19 protein-coding genes are annotated in these 20731 nt (G+C 72.7%); 10 read left to right on the forward strand and 9 right to left on the reverse strand.

Annotation, left to right across the window (positions count from 1 at the left end; translation table 11 throughout):
• Window positions 1-98: 98 nt before the first annotated feature.
• Window positions 99-2666, reverse strand: a complete 2568-nt coding sequence (locus tag AMK19_RS10725) for a collagenase (RefSeq protein ID WP_083646644.1) — start codon at window positions 2664-2666, stop codon at window positions 99-101.
• 596 nt (window positions 2667-3262) lie between these two features.
• Window positions 3263-5497 (reverse strand): MMPL family transporter, encoded by a 2235-nt coding sequence (locus AMK19_RS10730; protein WP_073810418.1) that lies wholly within the window; start codon window positions 5495-5497, stop codon window positions 3263-3265.
• A 352-nt stretch (window positions 5498-5849) separates the two neighbouring features.
• Between AMK19_RS10730 and AMK19_RS10735 the strand changes: the two genes are divergently transcribed.
• The 3 genes from AMK19_RS10735 to AMK19_RS10745 all read left to right on the forward strand — a co-directional run bounded on the left by AMK19_RS10735 (window position 5850) and on the right by AMK19_RS10745 (window position 8519).
• Window positions 5850-7100 (forward strand): sensor histidine kinase, encoded by a 1251-nt coding sequence (locus tag AMK19_RS10735; RefSeq protein WP_073810867.1) that lies wholly within the window; start codon window positions 5850-5852, stop codon window positions 7098-7100.
• The gene (locus tag AMK19_RS10740) at window positions 7097-7777 is read left to right on the forward strand and encodes a response regulator (RefSeq protein WP_073810419.1); all 681 of its coding nucleotides are present in this window, start codon (window positions 7097-7099) and stop codon (window positions 7775-7777) included. Before AMK19_RS10735 ends, AMK19_RS10740 begins: the two co-directional genes overlap by 4 nt.
• Window positions 7778-7901: 124 nt before the next feature.
• Window positions 7902-8519, forward strand: coding sequence for a VOC family protein (locus tag AMK19_RS10745; RefSeq protein ID WP_073810420.1), 618 nt, complete (start codon window positions 7902-7904; stop codon window positions 8517-8519).
• Between the two features lie 13 nt (window positions 8520-8532).
• Here AMK19_RS10745 and AMK19_RS10750 read toward each other — a convergent pair whose 3' ends face one another.
• Window positions 8533-9726, reverse strand: coding sequence for a GDSL-type esterase/lipase family protein (locus tag AMK19_RS10750; protein ID WP_073810422.1), 1194 nt, complete (start codon window positions 9724-9726; stop codon window positions 8533-8535).
• Between the two features lie 165 nt (window positions 9727-9891).
• Between AMK19_RS10750 and AMK19_RS10755 the strand changes: the two genes are divergently transcribed.
• From AMK19_RS10755 to AMK19_RS10775, 5 genes are all read left to right on the forward strand, one after another.
• Window positions 9892-11121, forward strand: a complete 1230-nt coding sequence (locus tag AMK19_RS10755) for a benzoate/H(+) symporter BenE family transporter (protein ID WP_073810424.1) — start codon at window positions 9892-9894, stop codon at window positions 11119-11121.
• Between the two features lie 343 nt (window positions 11122-11464).
• On the forward strand, window positions 11465-12586 hold the full coding sequence (locus tag AMK19_RS10760; RefSeq protein ID WP_073810426.1) for a serine hydrolase domain-containing protein: 1122 nt from the start codon (window positions 11465-11467) through the stop codon (window positions 12584-12586).
• A gap of 195 nt (window positions 12587-12781) precedes the next feature.
• Window positions 12782-13558: a MerR family transcriptional regulator gene (locus AMK19_RS10765; protein WP_073810428.1), complete on the forward strand. Its 777-nt coding sequence runs from the start codon at window positions 12782-12784 to the stop codon at window positions 13556-13558.
• Window positions 13559-13703: 145 nt separating this feature from the next.
• Window positions 13704-14006 (forward strand): hypothetical protein, encoded by a 303-nt coding sequence (locus tag AMK19_RS10770; RefSeq protein ID WP_073810430.1) that lies wholly within the window; start codon window positions 13704-13706, stop codon window positions 14004-14006.
• 550 nt (window positions 14007-14556) lie between these two features.
• Entirely contained in the window at window positions 14557-14889 is a 333-nt protein-coding gene (locus tag AMK19_RS10775) for a hypothetical protein (protein WP_073810869.1), read from the forward strand.
• 19 nt (window positions 14890-14908) lie between these two features.
• Here the strand turns inward: AMK19_RS10775 and AMK19_RS10780 are convergent, their stop codons facing one another.
• The 6 genes from AMK19_RS10780 to AMK19_RS10805 all read right to left on the reverse strand — a co-directional run bounded on the left by AMK19_RS10780 (window position 14909) and on the right by AMK19_RS10805 (window position 19405).
• A complete protein-coding gene (locus tag AMK19_RS10780; RefSeq protein ID WP_073810870.1) occupies window positions 14909-16474 on the reverse strand; it encodes a protein kinase domain-containing protein in 1566 nt (521 codons plus the stop codon).
• 85 nt (window positions 16475-16559) lie between these two features.
• Entirely contained in the window at window positions 16560-16802 is a 243-nt protein-coding gene (locus AMK19_RS10785) for a hypothetical protein (RefSeq protein ID WP_073810432.1), read from the reverse strand.
• A 93-nt stretch (window positions 16803-16895) separates the two neighbouring features.
• Window positions 16896-17549, reverse strand: a complete 654-nt coding sequence (locus AMK19_RS37125; protein ID WP_073810434.1) for a restriction endonuclease — start codon at window positions 17547-17549, stop codon at window positions 16896-16898.
• Window positions 17550-17591: 42 nt separating this feature from the next.
• Complete coding sequence (locus AMK19_RS10795; protein ID WP_073810436.1) at window positions 17592-17795, reverse strand: hypothetical protein; 204 nt, start codon at window positions 17793-17795, stop codon at window positions 17592-17594.
• 504 nt (window positions 17796-18299) lie between these two features.
• A complete protein-coding gene (locus AMK19_RS10800; RefSeq protein ID WP_073810438.1) occupies window positions 18300-18593 on the reverse strand; it encodes a DUF1330 domain-containing protein in 294 nt (97 codons plus the stop codon).
• A 152-nt stretch (window positions 18594-18745) separates the two neighbouring features.
• Entirely contained in the window at window positions 18746-19405 is a 660-nt protein-coding gene (locus tag AMK19_RS10805) for a MerR family transcriptional regulator (RefSeq protein WP_073810440.1), read from the reverse strand.
• Window positions 19406-19497: 92 nt separating this feature from the next.
• On the opposite strand from AMK19_RS10805, the gene AMK19_RS10810 reads away from it, so the two are divergent.
• Complete coding sequence (locus AMK19_RS10810; protein ID WP_073810442.1) at window positions 19498-19992, forward strand: DUF4188 domain-containing protein; 495 nt, start codon at window positions 19498-19500, stop codon at window positions 19990-19992.
• A 216-nt stretch (window positions 19993-20208) separates the two neighbouring features.
• A complete protein-coding gene (locus AMK19_RS10815; protein ID WP_073810444.1) occupies window positions 20209-20682 on the forward strand; it encodes a cysteine/serine endopeptidase inhibitor in 474 nt (157 codons plus the stop codon).
• The last annotated feature ends 49 nt before the right edge of the window (window positions 20683-20731 follow it).

The raw sequence follows: 20731 nt of genomic DNA on the forward strand, positions 1-20731 counted from the left end.
TGCATGGACCTCGTCCGCCGCAGAGGCCCACATGGATGCCCGGGTCTCACGCATCCCCGGGGATGCGTGAGACCCGGGCATCCGGGCTCACGCCCCGGTCAGTACTGGGTGGTGACGGTGACGCCGCTGAAGGCGGTCCTGCCGTAGAGGGTGATGTAGCGGTAGCCGGCCGTGGTGTTGGTGACGGTCACGGTCTGGGTGGTGCCGCTGTTCGTGGAGGAGGCGGCGTAGTCCGTGTTGGAGGCCCAGCGGTCCGGGCTGTAGTAGAGGTAGGCGGTCCCGGTGCCGCCGGTGGTGGAGACGGTCAGCGTGGTGGTGCCGGCCGGCATGTAGATGTACATCTGGTCCGAGCTTCCGGCGTCGGCGGCGCGGCCGGTCCGGAAGCAGTTGTAGTCCATCTTCCGGGCGTCGGTCCCGGTGCAGGCCGCCGGTGCGGCCGGGGCGGTGACGGTGACGGTCCGGGTCGTGGTGGCCGTCTTGCCGTTGCTGTCGGTGACGGTGAGGGTGACGGTGTAGGTACCGGCAGCGCGGTAGGACTTCGACGGGGAGGCCGCGGTGCCGGTGGTGCCGTCGCCGAAGTTCCAGGCCCAGCCGGTGATGCTGCCCTTGCCGGCGGTCTCGGTGGAGCGGTCGGTCAGCTGGACGTTCAGGTCCCGTACCGCGGCGTCGAAGGCCGCCTTCGGGGTGCCCGCGGTGAGGCAGGTGTCGGTGGCGCAGGTGTCGACCCACCTGGTGAAGTCGGCGTCGTAGGCGGTGCCGATGCCGTTGTAGTACGCGTAGGCGCGGGCGTAGTCGCCGGTGCGGAAGAGGCCGAGCATGGTCTGGACGACGCCCGGGGAGCGCTCGATCATGTAGCGGGCGGCCAGGTAGCCCCAGTGGTAGGTGCGGACGACGTCGCTGTTCTGGTAGGTGCTCTGGAGCAGGGTGCTGAGCCCGTAGGTGTGCTTGGGGGCCAGGGAGACCGCGTTGACGTCGGTGACACCGCGGTAGGTGTAGGAGACGTACTCGGCGACGCCCTCGATCCACCACAGGTCGGGCACGCTGGTCTGCTGGTAGAAGTCGCCCTTCATGTCGTAGCGGGCGTCCAGGACGTGGGCGTACTCGTGGTTGAGGTTCCAGATCCGGGCGGTGAAGCCGTTCTCGTTCGGGTGCCGGTACATGAGGGAGACCGGCTGGTTGGCCGGGTCGCTCGGAGTCCCGGTCAGGGTGACCCCGCCGTTGTTGGTGTTCGCCCCGTACATCGCGCCGGCGTAGGTCTGGTAGTCGCCCTGGCTCGCGAAGACCACGAGCTGCACGGACGACTCGTACTGGCCGGGGATGGGGCCGTTGTCGCGGACGAGGTTGTGGAAGTACGCGTCCTCACCCTTGAGGTCGGCGCAGACGGCGGCGAGTTCGGCCGCGGTGAGGTCCTGGGCGAGGACGGTGAGGGTGGCGTTGCAGGTCTGCCTCATCGGCAGCACGGCCTTGGTCAGCCGCTGCTTCAGGTCGCAGACGCCGTAGTAGGAGCACTGGTCCTTGTCGAACAAGGTGGCCGTGTTGGCCGTGCCGACCCACAGCGCGGCGGTGGGGCCGGTCATCGACGAGCTGTCGAGCAGGGCCTTGGCCAGCGGGCGGATCCTGGCCTGGAACGCCGGGTACGTGACGAACCGGGTCAGCTCGATGCCGGCGTTGGAGACCAGGAAGCCGGGGTAGGTGCCGAGCAGGTCGCGGTGGGTGCGGGTGAACGCGTCGAGGGTGTCGACGATGCCCGGGTCCGCGGTCACGGCGTCGACGAAGGCCTTGTTCTGATGGCCGCGGTCCACCGCGGAGAGGGCGCTGTTGACGTACGTGAGCAGGTTCTTCGAGCTGTCGTACGTGCTGGTGTAGCCGTTCAGCACCTGCCGGTAGGTGTTCAGGTAGCGGCCCTGCTGCCCGGCGCTGTCGGTGAGGATGATGACGTCGTTGGCGACCTGGCCGTTCGCGTCGGTGGCGTCCGCGGCGTGCGGGCCGGCCAGGAAGGCGTCGATGCCGCGCGTCACGGCGGCGGTCAGCGTCGCGTCGTAGGGCCCGACGTGCGCGAGGTCGTTGTCCTGCACGTAGTAGCCGGCGCGCAGGTACAGGACGACCTGCCAGGTCGCGGTGGAGTTGTCGCCGGAGTAGGAGGCGGCGGCGCTCTGGAAGGCGTCGGCCATCGTCGCCATCTGGCTCTGGCGGAACAGCGCCGAGGCGTACGGGCTTCCCGCGGTGTAGAACAGCGAGCCGATGCACTCGGGGGTCGAGGCCTTGACGTAGGACACCAGGGCGGCCCCGGTCCGGCCGGCGAAGTCGGCCGGGGTGCACGACTGGGCGGCGACCGGCTCCGCCGCGAGCGCGCGCGGTGCGGCCTTGGCCAGGCCCTTGTCCGCGCCGGTCTCCGCCGGCGCCGTGACGGACAGCGGGTTGACCAGCGGCAGCTGCGCGGCAGTGAGCCGACCGGACTGCGGCGCGCCCGGGCTCTCGGGATCGGCGAACGGACTGCCGGGAACCTTCGACGAACTGCCGGAAGGCTGATGCGGGCCACCAGCGACCGGTGCGGGGGTGACCGGCGTGGGGGCGGCCTGGCTCGGTCCGGCGGATATGCCGAGCAGGACGGTGCCTGCCGCGGCAGCTGAGGCCAGCAGCCTGGACATGCGTGAGAGCTGACGCATCGTCTATTCCTTTGTGGGGGAAGCGCGAACGGAGCGCCACGGACGTCGGAATGTGGGAGGCATCCGAAGCGCGTGACGCACCGTCTCACAAGACCGGCGGGGCGATCAATAGGGTGTGACATGTCACCTTTCGCAGGTTCACCTCTGCCGAAGACGGCGGCTCTGGCACGCCAGGGTCTGGCCGGCGAAGCGGTGCACCCGCAGGGCAACCGTCACGGGCCGGCCGCAGCTGGGCAGATCCGACGGATGGCGCAGGTGGGAGCCGTGGACCCGCTCCCACCACGTCCCGCAGTCCGGGCATGGCGCACCGGGCGGCGATCCGCACCACCGCCCGGCCCGAAGCCGAGAGTTGGTCGACCTGACCGTCCCGGAAATCCGCCGCTTGATCGGCGCGCTGTTCAGCCCCGCCATGTCCCTGCGTGCACTCCTGCGCTGGTCGAACTGGCGCAGAAGCCACCGAGCTTCGGCACGTCGCAGCCACTACCGGCGGCGGCTCTCCGTCCCCGCAGGCACCTGGATCGCGAAGTCGCACTGGAGTATGGGCTGCCCCGGTCGTGGGGCAGGGCGTTGTGCCGGTTGAATGTTTTGATGGTCAGTCAATTCCTGGGGTGGGAGCCGAATTCCTGGAAGGCGTCGATCCTTTCCGGGGCGTAGGGCGGTTCCTCGGGGGCGGTGCCCGTTCCGCGGCGGGGTGTGGTGCGCAGGGGCCACCACAGGGCGCGGCCGAGGACGGCGGCGACGGCGGGGACGAGGGCCAGGGAGAGGACGCAGGCGGAGAGCAGGATGCCGAGGGTCAGGGCGAAGGCGATCTGTTCGGTGCCGGGTGTCGCGGCGAGGGTGGCGAAGGAGCCGGCCAGCACCAGGCCCGCGGTGGCGATGGTGGGGGTGGTGTGGCGGACGGCGCGGGCCACGGCGGCGCGGGCCGGGCCGGGACGGTGCATCTCCTCGCGGATCCGGTCGGTGATCAGGATGTTGTAGTCGGTGCCGAGCGCCACCACGAACAGGAACAGCACCAGCGGCAGGGTGAAGTTGACGCCGGGTTCGTTCCGCACGTGCTGGAAGACCAGGGTGGCCGCGCCCAGCGTGGCCACGAAGCCCGCGCCGACCGCGAGCATCAGCACCACCGGCGCCAGCAGGCTGCGCAGGAGCAGCAGCAGGATGAGCGCGATGAGCCCGGCCGCGACCGGGAAGACCAGTCGCAGGTCGTGGTCGACGGCCGTGGAGACGTCCGCGAAGATCGCCGCCGTGCCGCCGACGTGGGCGGTCGTCCCGGTGGGCGTGTGCGCGGCGACGGCGGACCGGACGGGTCCGGCGACCAGGTCGCGGGCCTGCTTGCTCTGCGGGTCGACGGTCGGGTACAGGTCGATCCGCGCGGCCAGGCCGTCAGGGCTGACGACCGTCCGGCCGACCTGGCCGATGCCGTCCACCCGTCCCAACTGGACTGCGAGTTCGGAGAATTGATCGACCTTGACGGCTCCGCCGCCGTTCGCGACGAGGTACACGGAGGTCGGGTCGGAGACGCCCGCCGGGAGCGCCCGGGAGATCTCCGCCGCGGTGGCGGCGGCCGGGGTGTCGGTGGACGGCGCGCCCTGGCCGTAGTCCATCCGGATGCCGGCGACGCCCGCCGTCAGCGCGCCGAGGAGCGCGACGGACGCGACCAGCAGCAGCATCGGCCGCCGGGCGACCAGTTCGCCGTACCGGCCCGCGACGCCCTCCCGGGGGGTGCGGCGCAGCGCCCGGGACGGCCAGAACATGCCGCGGCCGCAGGCGGCGAGCAGGGCGGGCATCAGGGTGAGGCTGCCCAGCAGCATGACCAGCACGGCGACGGCGACGGCCGGGCCGAGCGAACGGAACTGCCCGAAGCTCGCCACGCCCAGGGTGGCGAACGCGGCGACGATGGTCAGCGCGGCCGAGGTGATCGCGGTGCCGACCCGGGCCGACACCTCGGCGGCGACCTCCCGGACGGGCTGCCCGGGCCGGGCCACCCGCAGCTGCTCGCGGAACCGGAACAGCAGGAACAGCAGGTAGTCGATGCCGATGCCGAGCAGCACCACCGAGATCAGGCTCTGCGTGGACGGCGCCAGCTTCAGACCGGTGAGCGCCGCCGCCCCGGCCACCGCCCCGCCGGCCGCGCCGCCGACGATCGCCACGGCGAGCAGCGGCAGCACCGCCGCCAGCACGCTGCGGAACACCAGCACGTTGAGCAGCACGATCAGACCCATGAGCAGCGCGCTGCCGACCGTCGCGGCCGTCCGGTTGGCGTCCGCCGTGTCGGTGGCATCGGCCAGGCCGCCGGTGAAGCCGGTGCGCATCCCAGCCTGGGCGAACTCGGCGCGGGCGGAGTCCCGGAACGCCTTGTAGACCTTCTGCACGCCCTGGTCGCCGGCGTCGCCGGTCATCTCCACGGCCAGCAGCTCGAAACTGCGGTCGGGGGCGAGCATCGCCGGGGCGACCCGCGGCGTCTGCGAGTGGTCGGGCACCAGGAACGCCGGCTCGTCGGGCAGCCTCGGCATGGCGACGCGGTTCTCGCCCAGCCGGGCCGCCCCCGCCTCGACCCGCTGCTGGTCGGCCTCGGAGAGCGCCCGCCCGTCGGTGCGGGCGACCAGGACGGTGACCACGGTGGCGTTCGGGTCCAGGCCGAAGTGGTCCTCGGCGATCCGCAGCGCGGCCGCCGAATCGTAGCTGTGGGGCAGGAAGTCGCCGGACTGCGACTGGGTGACCCGGGCGAACATCATCGGGGCGAGCGCCGTCAGCCCGAGCCCGACCACTGCCCACAGGGCGATGACCTTCCAAGCGTGTCTGGTGGCGAAACCGGTCAGTGCGCGGATCACGAAACCCCTCCCGCGGACGGACGTCCGGGCCGTCGTCGGCTGCGAACGTCGTTGCTGGTGCCGGGAGTTCCCGGCCTGCTCACAGCTCATCAGGCGAGAAGGGGCCGGGGCGTCGGGGCGGCGGACGATCCGCACCGGGGCCCCGGCTCCCGCCGCCCGCCCCGACCCGGGACCCTGCTCCCAGTGCGCGCAGCCCCCGGGGACCATGTCCGGGCCCTCGGCGCGGTGCGAGAATGGCGGCATCACTGCTGATCAGCGACCCGGGGCCGACCGGGCAACGGGGAGACGGGACATGGGCGGGCACCGGGGAGACGCGGATCGGGGAGGCGTGGCCACGGTCATGGGCACGGGCATGGCCACGGGCACGGGCACGGGCACGGGCACGGGTCGGCGTCGCGGACCGGACGGCCTGCCGTGGAGCCAGGCCGACGCCCTGGTGGCCGTCGGCGCGGGCCTGCTGGACCTGGTCGGCCACCTGCTGTTCACGGCAGTCGTCGACGGCGGCAGCAGTGTGCTCGGCTTCCTGTTCGCCCTGTTCTCCGGGCTGCCGCTGCTGGTACGGCGCACCCGCCCGGTGGCGATGTTCGCCGCCGTCCTGGTGTTCCAGGTGGGTGCCAACCTGACCGAGCCGGTCGCCATCCACTTCGGCGCCGTCCTGACGGTGGCGCTGTACTCGCTCGCCCGGCAGTGCCGGATCCGGGTGACCGCCGTGGCCGTCCTCGTCACCGCGGTGGTGACGGTCGTGACCCAGAGCCACTTCAGGATGCCCACCTGGGACGCCCTGCTCGCCGCCCCGGCCTCCGGCGTACTGGTCGCGGGCGCGGGCCTGGCGGTCGCCCGCTGGCAGCGCGAGGTCGCCGCCAACCGCCAACTCCTCGCCGACCGCGCGGTCGCCGAGGAACGGCGGCGCATCGCCCGGGAGTTGCACGACATCGTGGCCCACCACATCACGACCATGCAGCTGATGGCCGGCGGCGCCCGCGCCAACCTCGCCGACCCCGAGGTCGTCCGGGAGGCCCTGGTCACCCTGGAGTCCTCCGGTCGGCTCGCGCTGCGCGAGATGCGCCAACTCCTGGACGTCCTGCGGGCCGGCGACGAACCCGACACCGCGCCGCCCGCCCCCCAGCCCGGTACGGACGACCTCGCCCGCCTGGTCGAGGACTCCCGCCGGGCCGGCCTGCCCACCGGGCTCACCGTCCACGGCGCCCCGCGCCCGCTGCCGCCGACCCTCGGCCTGACGGTCTTCCGGATCGTGCAGGAGGCCCTGACCAACGCCCGCAAGTACGCGGGCCCGGCGGCCACTGCGACCGTCCGCCTGACGTACGGGCCGGACGCCGTCGTGGTGTCGGTCCGCGACGACGGCGCGGGCGGCGCGGGCAGCTCGGGCGGTGGGAGCGCGGTGGGCGGCTCGGGGGCCGGTTCCGTGGGCGGTGACAGCGGTGGGCACGGGCTGATCGGCATGCGCGAACGCGTCGCCCTGCACGGCGGCACCCTGACCTGCGGCCCGCACCTCGACGGCGGCTTCGCCGTCCTCGCCGAACTCCCCCTGACCGCCGAGGAGACGGCCGAGGCCGGACTCCACCACGGAGAGGTACCCGCATGAGCGCCGCCCCCGCGATCCGCGTCCTCGTCGTCGACGACCAGCCCCTGGTCCGCCGCGGACTGACGCTGATCCTCGCCCCGAACCCGTCCCTGGAGGTGGTCGGCGAGGCCGAGAACGGCGAACAGGCCGTCGCCCTCGCCCACCGCCTGCGGCCCGACGTGGTGGTGATGGACCTCCGCATGCCCGTCCTGGACGGCGTCGCCGCCACCGAACAGCTCGCCGCCACCCTCCCCGACTGCCGGGTGCTGGCGCTGTCCACCTTCGACCTGGACGAGTACGTGGTCGCCGCGCTGCGGGCCGGCGCGCACGGCTTCCTACCCAAGGACGTCTCCCCGGAGGACCTCGCCGCCGCGATCCGCACAGTGCACGCCGGCGAGGCCGTCGTCGCGCCCCGCCTGCTCACCCGCCTCATCGCCACCCACGTCCGCGCCACGCAACCCGCCCCCGCGACGGCCGTCGCGCCGACCGACGTCGACCTCACGCCGCGCGAACGCGAGGTCTGGCGGCTGATGGCCACCGGCCTCGACAACGCCGCGATCGCCGACGCCATGGAGATCAGCCCGTCCACGGTGAAGAACCACATCACCGGACTGTTCGCCAAACTCGATGTCCGCGACCGCGCCCAGGCCGTCATCGCCGCCTACGAGAGCGGGCTGATCACGCCCAGCCGGTCCTGAGCCTGCCGGTCCTGAGCCTGCCGGGCAGCGAGCAAGCGGCGGGCGGCGGGCGGTTCGGTCCGGGTTGGGCTTCGGTCAGGAATCGAGAGGCCCCAGGCGGGCGGCCGCGCCTACCGTCGAGGGCATGGCAACCATCGACACCCTCACCCTCGACGTGGCCGACCCCGAGGCCGCCGCCCGCTTCTACGCCGACGCCTTCGACCTGGACGAGACCCGGCTGCAGCTGCGCGCCGCGACCGAGCCGTCCACCGGCTTCCGCGGCTTCACCCTGGCGCTCACCGTCCCCCGTCCCGCCGACGTGGACAGCTTCGCGACGTCCGCGACGGCCGCCGGCGCGACCGTGCTCAAGCCCGCCGCGAAGTCGCTGTGGGGCTACGGCGCAGTCGTCCAGGCCCCCGACGGCGCGATCTGGAAGCTCGCCACCTCCGCCAAGAAGGACCCCGGCCCCGCCACCCGGCGCATCGACGACTTCGTGCTGCTGCTCGGCGTCGCCGACTTCGCCGCCACCAAGCGCTTCTACGTCGACCAGGGCCTCACCGTCGCCAAGAGCTTCGGCCGCACCTACGCCGAGTTCGACGCCGGGACCGGCCCCGTCAAGCTCGCCCTCTACCGCCGCCGCGCCCTCGCCAAGGACCTCGGCGTCGCCCCCGACGGCAGCGGCTCGCACCGGCTCACCGTCAACAGCACCGGTACGGCGGCCTTCACCGACCTCGACGGGTTCCGGTGGGACGCGGCGGCCTGAGCGTCGCCCGAGCTCAACTCGCCCGCAGTGAGCTGTGGTTGAACGGTCCGGCGGGGCCGAACGCGTGCCGGGCGAAGAGTTCGCCGATCCGGCGGTGCGCCGCCGCGTCCGGGTGCAGGCCGTCCGGGAGCGGGAGTTCGGCGAACTCGCGTTCGCCGTACAGCTCGCGGCCGTCCAGGTAGTGCAGGTGCGGGTCGTCCACCGCCCGCAGCCCGACGATCCGGGCCAGCTCCTCGCGGATCACCGTCAGCGTCAACCGGCCGGCGGCGCGCTCGGCCGGGTCGCCGGTGGCCCGGAACCGCAGCGTGCCGCCGGAGAAGTCCGGCATCAGCGGGCCCGGCGTGTCCTCGTGCATCGGACACAGCACCGGGGAGACCACCAGCAGCGGGGTGTGCGGATGGCCCTCGCGGACGGTGTCCAGGAACCCGTGCACCGCCGGGCCGAAGGCGCGCAGGCGCATCGCGTCGGTGTTCACGATGTTGATGCCGATCTTCAGACTGATCAGGTCGGCCGGAGCGTCGCGGACCGCGCGGGCCGTGAACGGGTCGAGCAGCGCGCCGCCGCCGAAGCCCAGGTTGACCAGCTCCACGCGGCCCTTCGCCGCCGCGACCGCCGGCCATGTCCCGGTCGGGCTGGTCGCGTTGGAGCCGTGGCTGATCGAACTGCCGTGATGCAGCCACACCGGCCTCCCGCGTTCCGGCAACGGCTCGACCGGAGCGTCCGTGCGCAGCGCGACCAGCTCGGTGTGCTCGGCGTGCGGCAGCCAGATCTCCACGTCCTTCGCCCTGGCGGGCAGACCGGCGAAGCGGGCCGTGCCGACCGGGCCCTCCCTCCACTCGGCGGTCTGCGACACCAGATCGGTCACCGTGCGGACGTTGCCGCCCGGGACCGTCGTCTGCGCCGCCAACCGCCCGTCGATCAGCAGGTCGTACACCCCGTCCGCCGGCGCCGGGAGCCCCCGGTAGGCCCGCCTGGTCGGCAACGCATCCAACTCGATCCGCGTCGCCGCCGTCCGAAACACCACCCGCACCCCCGACGGCTGCGCCTCCGCCATCGCCAACTGCCCGTCCGAGACCTGCCGCCGCGCCCAGGCAGGCAAGCGGTGCGGCAGCAGGCCGCGCGGCGTCACCTCCAGATCGAGCTGGCCGCGCAGCAGCTGGGCGGTGACGGGGGTGGTGGTCCAGTGGGGGTCGGTCTCGGCGGCCATGGTGTCTCCCTCGATTGCCTACGTGAATGATGCAGTTTCCTAAGTGGTTTAGGCAAGTGGGGGTGGGGTGATGGAACTGGGCTTGATAATGTCGGAAGCGACCGGTGCGTCGGGTGGGGCTGACCCGGCGTCATGGTCTGTTCGGGGGGTCGGGATACTGCCCGAATGACAGACGATCTGACGGTCCGACCAGCTGCTCCCGTGGGCGAGGAACGGGTGCGGCGAAGCCTGCGCCGTGATGTGTCCGGGCCCGCACTGTTGGCCGGGCTGGTGTGCGTCGCGGTGTCGTTCTCCGGGCCGCTGGTGGTCGTGCTCGCCGCTGCCGCCGCCGGACGGCTGGACGCCGCGCACACCGCGTCGTGGATCTGGGCGGTGGCGATCGGCAGCGGCGTCACCGGCTTCGCGCTGAGCTGGTGGACCCGCACCCCCGTGGTCACCGCCTGGTCCACCCCCGGCGCGGCGTTGCTGGTCACCAGCCTCGGCCACTACCCCTACCGGGAGGCCGTCGGTGCGTTCCTGGTGAGCTCCGTCGCCGTCACCCTGCTCGGCGTCACCGGCTGGTTCGGACGCCTGATCGCCGCCGTCCCCGAGGGCATCGTGCACGCCATGCTGGCCGGCATCCTGTTCTCCTTCGGGGCGGGCATCTTCGGCGCCGTGCACGGCGCACCCGTCCTGGTGGTCGGCAGCTTCGCCGCGTTCCTGCTCGCCAAGCGCCTCGCACCGCGCTACGCCGTGGTGATCGCTCTCGCCGTCGGCGGACTGCTCGCCGCGACGACCGTCGGACTCCCGCTGCACCCCGGCGCCGGGGGCCCCACCGTGCCCGTCCTCACCGCCCCCGCGTTCTCCTGGCCGGCGCTGGTCGGCCTCGCCCTCCCGCTCACCATCGTCGCCCTCGCCTCGCAGAACGCCCCCGGCCTCGGCGTGCTGCGCGCGTTCGGCTACCGCGCCGACGACCGCCTGCTGATCGGCGCCACCGGCGCCGCGTCCGTGCTGCTCGCCCCGTTCGGGTCGCCGGGCGTCAACCTGGCCGCCATCACCGCCGCGATCTGCTCCGGCCCCGAGGCCCACCCGGACCCGCGTCGCCGCTACATCGCGGGCATGTCCTCCGGCGTCCTGTACGTCGTGGTCGGCAGCTTCGGCGGCGTCCTGGTCGGACTCTTCACCGGCCTGCCCAAGGAACTGATCGCGGTGATCGCCGGCGTCGCCCTGCTCGCCTCCCTGCAGAACAGCCTCGCCGCCGCCCTCACCCCCGAACCCGGCCGCGACGCCGCCCTCGTCACCCTCCTCGCCACCGCCTCCGGCGCCACCCTCCTCGGCATCGGCTCCGCCTTCTGGGGCCTGCTCTTCGGCCTCGCCACCCACGCGATCCTCACCCTGCACCGCCGCAAGCCGTGACCGGCGAGAGGCGGCAGGCGGGGCGGGGGTTCGGGTCGTGCCAGTGCTTGGCCCGGAACGCCTCCGGCTTTACCGAACTACCCTGTCGACAACGGGGGTTGATCACGCCGCCTCGATCGCCGCCTCGATCGCCGCCCGGGCTCGGCGGGAAGGCAGTGGCCGGAGCCCCCCGCGGGCCAGCGGCCCCTGGGCGGTCCGGATGCCGCGGATCGAGGGTGAGGCGGCTTCGCGGGCACTGTCGCGCTGTGAGGTGGAACACAGTTGAGGTTGACCTCGGGTCAGGCTGGAAGCTCGCTGCAACGGCCCGACGCCGAAGCGGGCGAGCAGAGCTGAAGGAGCAACCATGTCCACCATCGTCGCCGGCCGGAATCAGGACCGCCCGGAGTTGCAGAAGGCGCTCGACGAGATCGTCGAGTCCGGTCTGCTCGGAGTGCAGCTGCGGGTGAACGACGAGCGGGGCGAGTGGGTCGGCAGCGCCGGGGCGCGCGAGCTGGGTCGGAGCGCAAAGCCGCTGACCGACGGGTACTTCCGCATCGGCAGCAGCACCAAGAGCTTCATCGCGACCGCGGTGCTCCTGCTGGTGGCCGAGGGCAGGATCGGCCTGGACGCTCCGGCCGCCGACCACCTGCCCGGGTTCGGGCTGGACGGCCGGATCACCGTGCGGATGCTGCTGCAACACACCAGCGGGGTCTTCAGCCACACCGGCGAGCTCTACGAGGACGGGACGATCGTGCTCGGGGTCCCCTGGCGGGGCAAGGAGTGGGTGGACCGGCGATTCCACACCTACCTGCCCGACGAACTGGTGCGGCTGTCGTTGTCCAAGCCGGCCCGGTTCACCCCGGGTTCGGGCTGGAGCTACTCCAACACCAACTACGTGCTGGCCCGGCTGGTGATCGAGAGCGTCACCGGCCGGTCGTTCGCCGAGGAGTTGCAGCGGCTGATCCTGCGGCCGCTGGGGATGACCGGCACCGTCGCGCCGGGTGCCTCGCCGGAGGTCCCCGAGCCTCACAACCACGGCTACTACCGCTACGACGACGCCGGGCAGGAGAAGACGATCGATGTCACCCGTCACAACCCCTCCTGGGTCGCGGCCGGCGGTGACATGATCTCGACCACCAAGGACCTGCACACCTACTTTTCCGCACTGATGGGAGGCAGGCTGCTACCGGCCGAACTGCTGGCCGAGATGCGCACCCCGGAGGCGACCATCGGCTACGGCCTGGGGGTGTTCGCGCAGGACTTGGGCGCGGGCACCGGCACCGTCTACCACCACAACGGCGCCACCATCGGTTCGGCGGCGCTGATGTACAGCTCGTCCGACGGGAGCACCACCCTGACTGCCGGGCTGACGTGTGTGGACGACGCCGACATGTCCGTGGCGGCAGCGTTCCGGACCGCCCAACAGCGGCTCGTCAGCGCAGTGTTCGGCGCGGGGCAGGCCGATCCGGCACCGTCGGCGGGCTGAACTCCCGGGGCCCGTAGGCTTCGAAGGCTGAACTCCCGGGGCCCGTAGGCTTCGAGGGCCGACCGTTCCGGCCGTACGTCGGACGGAACGCGAACCGGGGCCGCTCCGGGCCCGACGGCTCGGCGCGGTTCCTCCACCAGCTCGGCCACGCTCTGCGTGGTGGCCGGGCCCGAGCACGAGGCAGGCTGAGCGAGGATGACGAGCGGGGTCACGATCGGGCAGGCGGCGGCGTTCGTCGGCGTCACGGTGAAGACCGTGCGGCACTACCACCGGAACGGGCTGGTCGACGAGCCACAGCGCGACACCTCCGGCTACCGGCGTTACGGATCACCGGAGTTGCTCCGACTGGTGCAGGTCCGGACGCTGGCCGTCGCCGGGGTGCCACTCGCCGAGATCGGGCCGTTGCTCGACGCCGACGCCGGCCGGTTCGCCGACGCCCTCGCCGGTGTCGCCCAGCAGCTCACCGAACGGATCGCGGAGCTGTCCGCCCGCCTCGACATGCTGCACCGGCTCGCCGAGGGCGACCGGGCCCTGCTGCCCGAGCGCGCCTGCGCGGTCCTGACCCGGATGTCCGGCCTCGGCCTCGGCCCCGACTACGTGGCCGCGCAGCGCGAGGCCCTGGTGCTGGCCCGGGTGCTGGTGCCGGAGGGCTTCGACGGCTTTCTGGCCCAGCTCGAACACCAACTGGACGATCCCGCATACATCGAGCTGGCCAAACGCGGCCAGGAGGCCGAGACCTGGGAGCCGGACGACCCGAGGATCGAGGAACTCGCGAACGCCATGGCCGACCGCTACCTCGCCAACCCCGCACTGCTGGGAGACCCCGCCAGCCTGCGGGCCTGGAAGAGGGCCGCTGCCCAGTACCGGCTGATCGACAACCATCGCGGGGACCAGGCCCCGGTCGCAGCCCGCCTGACCGCACTCACCGAGGCCAGGCTCCGCTCCGCAGGCGTACCCGCCCCACCCCGATGACGGGGGCCTTGCGGCACGCCGGTGCGGACCTGCGGCGCCCTCCACCCCGTCAACGCCTCCCAGTACGCCACGCTGCCGGCCGGGCACGAGCACGGCGTCCACCGCTCATGCAGGCCGGTCGGCAGCGATGGCGTATGCGCAGCATGTGGGCGAGTTCACGGGCGAGCCGACGCGGCGGATGTTCCTGCTGCTGGAACACGTCATGGCGGCGGACGGCGACGAGTCCAACGCCGTCGCCGTCGGCTTCCTCGACACCCTGCTGAACGCCTGGACCAAAGGCTTCGACCTGGAGGCGGCCTGGCGGTCCGTCGGCCCCGCGTCCCGCGCCCGCTGCCGGGCCTGGAACGCGGCGATGGGCGTCCAGACCCCGGCCTGGATGCGGGAGGTCCCGCCACCGCGCCGCGCCGCACGGCTGGCCGCCGCTCTCCGGTGGACGCCGACCCGCTGACCGGCCGCTCGCACTGGCGGTCGGCCGGGCCGACAAGGAACTGCCGATCGAACTGCTCGCCGCGACCGGGTGCGGGCGTGGTGGCGGGTGGCATGGCGCAACCGATCGGGTCGGGTGGTCGTCCGTGATCATGGAACTCGATGGGGTCGTTCTGGGCGTGGCCGGTGTGCGGGAGGCGTGTGGGTGGTGGAGCGGACGTGGCGTGGGACGCGGCGGGTCGTGGGGGTCGGAGTTCTGACGGTGCTGGTGGGGGCGGGGGTGGGGCTGTACCCGAATCCGTACGGAAATGACGGGCACAGCACGCTCTACTGCGGTGCCGGGTTCGGCGGTCCGAGGTATTCGGCGGCGTTCAATCCGGCATGTCCCGGCAAGCGGGAGGGGATGCGCTGGACGGCGGGGCTGCTGATCGGGGCGGGTGCGGTCGCGATGGTCGGCGTGCCGGTGCTGACGCGGGTCCGGGGCGATGGCGGGCGGGGCGATGGCGGTTGGGGCGATGGCGGTTGGGGCGACGGCGCGAGAGACGATGGCGGTCGAGGTGAGGGGAGAGGTCGTGGGGATCGAGCTTGAGTTGCACTCGGGGCGGCCCGTGCGGAAGAAGTCTGCGCGGGACACCCTGCTGCGGTCGTCGTACGAGTACGGCGAGGGGCTGGCGTTGGCGCTGAGCGGGCTCGACCTGCACAACTCGGGGGTGCTCGGGCGGGTCGATCCGTACCGGGACACGGTGATCAACGAACAGGAGGCCGAGGTGGCCCGCCGCGAGGTCGCGGTGCTGATCGAGAACGCCGCTACCGAGCACCAGCGGTCGGCGCTGCTCGACCTCGCCGCGATGCTGGAGGCGTGCGCGGCGACGCCGGGCAGCTACCTCTGGTTCATCGGCGACTGAACCGAGAACTGCCCGGGCTTCAGCCGGCTTTGGCGACCTTGAGGACCTTGCCGGTGGCGCCGGTGCTGAGGTAGCCGCCGCCGTGGTACTCGTCCGACAGGTAGTAGCGGATGGTGATCTCGTCGGCGAACCAGCCGTAATCCACCAGCAGGTAGCGGGACTTGGGGGTGGTGACGCCCAGTTCGGACTGGGCCTTGGCGAGGCCGGCGGGGAGCTGGGTCCAGTCGATTCTGGCGAGGTCGACGGGCTTGTCCTTGGGGCCGAGGGTGCCGCCGGGCTTGGTGGTGATCCTGCCGTCGCGGTAGGTGACGTCGTCGTAGTGCTTGGGGTTGTCCTTGGTGACGGCGCGGGCGGAGGCGTACTCGGGGTAGATCAGCAGCTGGGTGATGGTGGCGTTGCCGGTCGCCGAGCCGATCGCGTCGACCAGGCCGCGGGCGCCCTCCGGGGTCAGCAGGTCCGTCGCGGGAGCGGGAGCGGGAGCGGGGGCGCCAACGGGGACGGAAGCGGGGGCGGACGCGGAAGCGGGGGTGCCGACGGTCCTGGGGGAGTCGGCGGCGCGCAGCCCCCCGTTGAGGGACCAGGCCAGCAGCCCGGCCACCGCGAGGACGGCCGCCGTCGTGGCGAGGAGCGGGCCGGTGCGTCGTCGCCGACGGCGGGGGACGGGGACGTTCGGCTCGGTGGGGGAGTACGGTGCGGCGTTCACCTCGGTGGGGGCGAACGTGCCACCGCCGAGGGTGCCGTCGTGGCCGTGCTCGGCGGCGGCGAAGAGTCGGTCGAGCCGGTCGGCGTCGGGGCGGTCGGCCGGGTTGCGGGCGAGCAGAGCGGTGAGTGTGGCGGCGAGCGGGCCGGAGCGGACCGGCGGCGGGAGCGGCTCGTCCAGGACGGCGGCCAGGGTGGCGAGGCTGGTGGCGCGGCGCAGCGGATGGTGGCCCTCGACGGCGACGTACAGCGTCATGCCGAGCGACCACAGGTCGGAGGACGGGTCGCCCTCGTGGCCGCGGATCCGTTCGGGGGCGATGAACTCGGGCGAGCCGATCAGCGCGCCGGTCGCGGTCAGGCTGGTCGACTCGCTGAGCGCGGCGATGCCGAAATCGGTCAGCACCGGAGTGCCGTCGGCGCGCAGCAGGACGTTCGCGGGCTTGACGTCCCGGTGCTGGATGCCGGCGGCGTGCGCGGCGCGCAGCGCGGCCAGGACGCCGCGGCCGACCCGGGCCGCCTCCTGCGGCGAGAGCGGGCCGCGGGCGAGGCGGTCCTGCAGGGAGCCGCCGGCGACCAGTTCCATCACCAGCCAGGGGTGCGGGAGTTCGGGCGTGTCGACGATGTGGTGGATGGTCACCACGTGCGGATGCTGCAGCCGGGCCAGCGCCCGGGCCTCGCGCAGCACCCGCTCACGCAGCTCGATCGCCGCCGCCGGATCGGCCGCGAGCACCGCCGGGTCCGGCGGCCGGACCTCCTTCAGTGCGACCTCGCGCTCCAGCACGGTGTCCCGGGCCCGCCACACCAGACCCATGCCCCCGCCGCCGAGCCGCCCCAGCAACTCGAAACGGCCGTCAACGAGTTGGGCACCCGGACCCCCTGTCATCATGGCGGTCATCGTAGGGGCAGCGGCGGACATCCCCGCACCCGGCAGACCCCGCTACCTCCGACGGTCCGCTACCTCCGGCGGTGCGCTACCTCCGGCGGTGCTTCTCCTCGCTCGGCCAGTCGTGCGCGACCGTCGGCGGCCGCCCCTCCGCCCGGTGCGCCTCCCGGGGCACCTCGCGCACATCGTTCACGGGCACGTCCTCGCTGTTCGGCCAGTCGTGTCCGACGGTCGGCGGCCGCCCCTCCGCCCGGTGCGCCTCCCGCTGCTCCGCCCGGTCCTGCTCCGGCGTGGGCACACCGCCCGCACCACCCTGCGGCGTCTCGTCCATGGCCCCGGCTCCCTTCTCGCCGTCGGACGGATACACCCTGCGCCTGCCCGGCCGGACGATTCCCAATCACGTGCCCGGTCGGGCCCGGCCCGGTCAGGCGGCGGCCGCCGCGATGTCGAGGACGTCGTACAGGTGCTCACCGGCACCCCAGCGCTCCAGCGCGGCCCGGTCGACCAGGTGGATGCGCTGCTGGCGGGCGAACTTCACGGCGGGGGCGGTGAAGCCGTTCAGGCCGACGAACACGGCGATCTTCGCCCGGTGGACCGGCCGGGCGGTGCCGTTGAAGGTCTGCAGGTCACGGCTGCCCACCGGACGGCTGTGGCGCTTGCACTGGACGACGACCTTCCGGCCGTCCACGTCGTACGCGATCACGTCGGCCCCGAGGTCGCCGGAACCGCCGACCCGCAGCGCGTCGGAGAACCCGTCGCGCTCCAGCAGCGCCCGGCACATCTCCTCGAAGCCGCGGGGCGACGCGGCCGTGAAGTCGTCGAGGGTGCAGTCGGCGGCACCGGCCCACCCGGCCGCGACGGTCCCCTGCGCGGGGGAGGCGTACAGCTCGCCGCGCGGCGCCGCCCGGCCGACGGAGGCGACACCGACCGTGACGACGATCAGCAGGGCGAGCCCGCCGAGGCCGAGGCCCAGGACCAGCACGTGCGTGGCGGCCCAGGCCCAGGCCGCCTTCAGCACCACGACGGCAGCGCCGAGGGCGAGTATCCCCAGCACGGCCTTGACCGCGTCGTCACTCACCGCCGCTCCGAGCGGTGCCGGGGGTTGGTAGGCCTGCCCGGTTCACCGCTGGTCGGCCGGGGTGACGGTGACGGTGGGGGCGGGCTGCGGCGGCTTCGCCCCGTCGACGGTGCTGTTCAGGAAGAGCAGGACCACCCCGATCGCGACGACCGTCCCCAGCCCCCACCGCCTCGCGCTGCCGGCACCCGCACCCGCCCTGCGCCGGAAGTGCCCGCGTACCCAGATCCGGTCTCCGCTGCCCGCCACGGTGATCCTCCCACTCGTCGGCCCGGCGCCCGCTGCGCCTGCCTGACCGTTGGTGTAGCAGCGGAGAGCGACGCCGAGCGGCCGATCCTCCGCACTCGAAGGGGACGACGGCCGTGATCAGGCCACGCACGCCGGGGGCGCACGCCGCAGCACCCCCCGGCCCCGACCTGCCCCCGAGCCCGGGGCCGCTCGGAGCACCCGGCCGAAGCCGCGGCGCGGCCACCGGCGGCGAGCTGGGACGACGGCCCGGGCCCGGCGAACGGCGAAGGCCCAGCAGCAGATTGGCGGAATCCGGACCCGGCCGGGCTACTTGGACATCGCCCTGACGCCGACGAAGTCGCCTGCGGAGAGGCCCTCGGCGATCCCCTCAGGGCCGGTCGTCATCAGCCCCGGAGGGCTCGCCACCCGGCTCGGTCGGCGAATCGCCGTTGTGGCAGGTCAGAGCTTGATCACCGGGCCAGGCAGGTCAAGTGACGGATGCTCAGTGATGGTCGGGCCCGGCGGTCAGGCGGTGCCTTCGATGATGCGGAAGTCGCGCTGGTAGCCGTCGGGGAGGGCCACCAGGGCGTTCTGGTAGGCCTCGCTCTCGTATGCGGCGACGGCCTGTTCAAAGGTGTCGAACTCGACCACGACGGTGCGTTGCGTGATTCCGGCCTCGTGGGCGACGACTCGACTGCCACGGGACAGCAGGCGTCCGCCCGCAGCGCGGACGGCCGGATCGGCCAGATTGTCGTAGGCGGTCAGCTCCTCGGGGGCCGAAATGGCGGGGTGGACACTGACCCAGTAGCCCTTGGCCATGGAAACCTCCTGTGTGGGGCCGGATACGTCCGGCGTCGAGTTGGGGAGGCTCCCTGGCCGGCCGGTTGAGGCGTGCGGCAGCTCGCTCAACCGTCCGAACGGGTGGCATGCCGACGCCCGAAGTCCCCATGTCCGTGCCGAGGGGGCGGGGGCTACAGGCCGTAGCGGCGGGCGGATTCTTCGGACTGGGCCAGGCGGCGGAGGTTGAGGAGGACGGGTTCGAAGAGGACGGCGGCGGTGACGGCGTATTCGGTCTGTTCGGCGGGGGTGGGGAGGGTTTCCATGCGGTCGAGGTCGTAGGTGGCGGCCTGTTCCATGGAGCGGGCGTAGGGGAGCATGTCGTCGGCGTCGAGGGGGTGGCCGAGGCGGTCGAGGGTGGCGAGGGTGGAGACCAGGGCGCGGTGGGCGGGGGAGAGGTCGCCGACCTCGCGGGCGGTGGTCCAGCCGAGGCGGGCGAGGAGGTCGTCGACACGCTTGCGGGCGACGTCGAGCGACGGGTCGTCGGGGTCGTCGGCGGCGTCGGGGGCGGGCTCGCCGGGGTGGGGCAGGACCCAGAGGGCCGCGCCGAGGCGGATGGTGAGGCCGAGGGAGTCGTCGTCGACGTGGGCGAGCACCTCGCGGACGGTGGCCACCGGGATGCGGCCGATCTGGATCATCGCCCGCACCAGCCGCAGCCGGCGCAGGTGCGACTCGTCGTACTCGGCCTGGGTGGTGTTGATCAGGCGGCCGGGCGGGAGCAGCCCCTCGCGCAGGTAGTACTTGATGGTGGCGGGGGAGACGCCGCTCCGTTCGCTGAGATCTGCCAAGCGCATCCCCTTGTGCCCTCCGTAGGTGAGTGTCACTATCCAAAGCATTGATGAGTGGGGCTATCCAATCATGGACGGCCCGACGAAAGGGGGACGTCGTGTTCGCCAAGCCGATACCTGGCCGAACCACCGCCGCCGCCGAGGACAAGGTCGTCCTGTTCCTCATCGGCATGCGGATCAACCACTTCTGGGCGGTGCACCACTGGCTGCCGGTGTTCGTCGCGATGCCGCGGATGCTGCGCGAACTCTCCCGCGACCCGGAGAGCGGCCTGCTCGGCCACCAACTGCTCAGCGGCTCGCCGCGCACCTACTACGTGGTCCAGTACTGGGAGTCCGAGGAGAAGCTCCTGACGTACGCGGCCGCGCCGCAGCAGCTGCACCGCAAGGCCTGGGGGATGATCAACCGATTCGAGCGGAAGTCCCGCCAGCACGTGGGTATTTGGCACGAGACGTACATCGTCCCGCCCGGCTCGTACGAAACCATCTACGGCGACATGCCCCCGTACGGCCTAGCCGCCGCCACCGGAACCCTCCCGATCGAGCGGCGCGGCGCCACCGCCCGCCAGCGCCTGGCGTACCGCAAGAAGGGCTGAAGGCTCCCCGTCGCAGCCGCTCTACGGGTGAGGGTGCAGGCCGGGCAAAGTTTACCGACTTGTGTCCATGACAACACGTCAAAAGTGTGGACCACGAACGGCCGCTTCCGTAGCTTCGGTGCCTTCCGGTGGCAGTGCGATCGCCGAACTCCCTTTCGAGCTCGGCGACTTGCCGCTGCCACGCCGAGTGCCCGAGTGCTCCGAAGCGGAGGAACCATGCGTGCCACCCGAAGGAACCCGAGGCTGCTGGCGGGCGTCCCGCTCGCCGCGGCCGCCCTGCTCGCCCTGAGCGCCGGCTCCGCCAGCGCCGCGATACCGATCAACCAGCCGATGACCGGCATGGCCACCTACTTCACCGACACCGGCTACGGCGCCTGCGGCACCCAGATCAACGCCGGCACCCAGCTGCTGGTGGCCGTCCCCGCCAGCTGGTGGACCACCGCCAACCCGAACAACGACCCGCTCTGCAAGGGCATTTCGGTCAAGGTCAGCTACCAGGGCAAGACCCTGACGGTGCCGGTCAAGGACAAGTGCCCGACCTGCGCCTCCACCCACCTCGACCTCAGCCAGCCCGCCTTCGCCAAGTTCGCCCCGCTCGACCAGGGCATCATCAACGGCATCACCTGGCAGTTCGTGCAGACCACCGTCACCGGCCAGACCGTCCCGCTCGGCGCGCCCGTCACCGGCTGACCCGTCACCGGCTGACCCATCGCCCGCCCGGCGCCCGCCCGGCCGGCGC

Origin of the sequence: Kitasatospora sp. CB01950 (genome assembly GCF_001905465.1) — a bacterium.
Taxonomy (GTDB): Bacteria; Actinomycetota; Actinomycetes; order Streptomycetales; family Streptomycetaceae; genus Kitasatospora.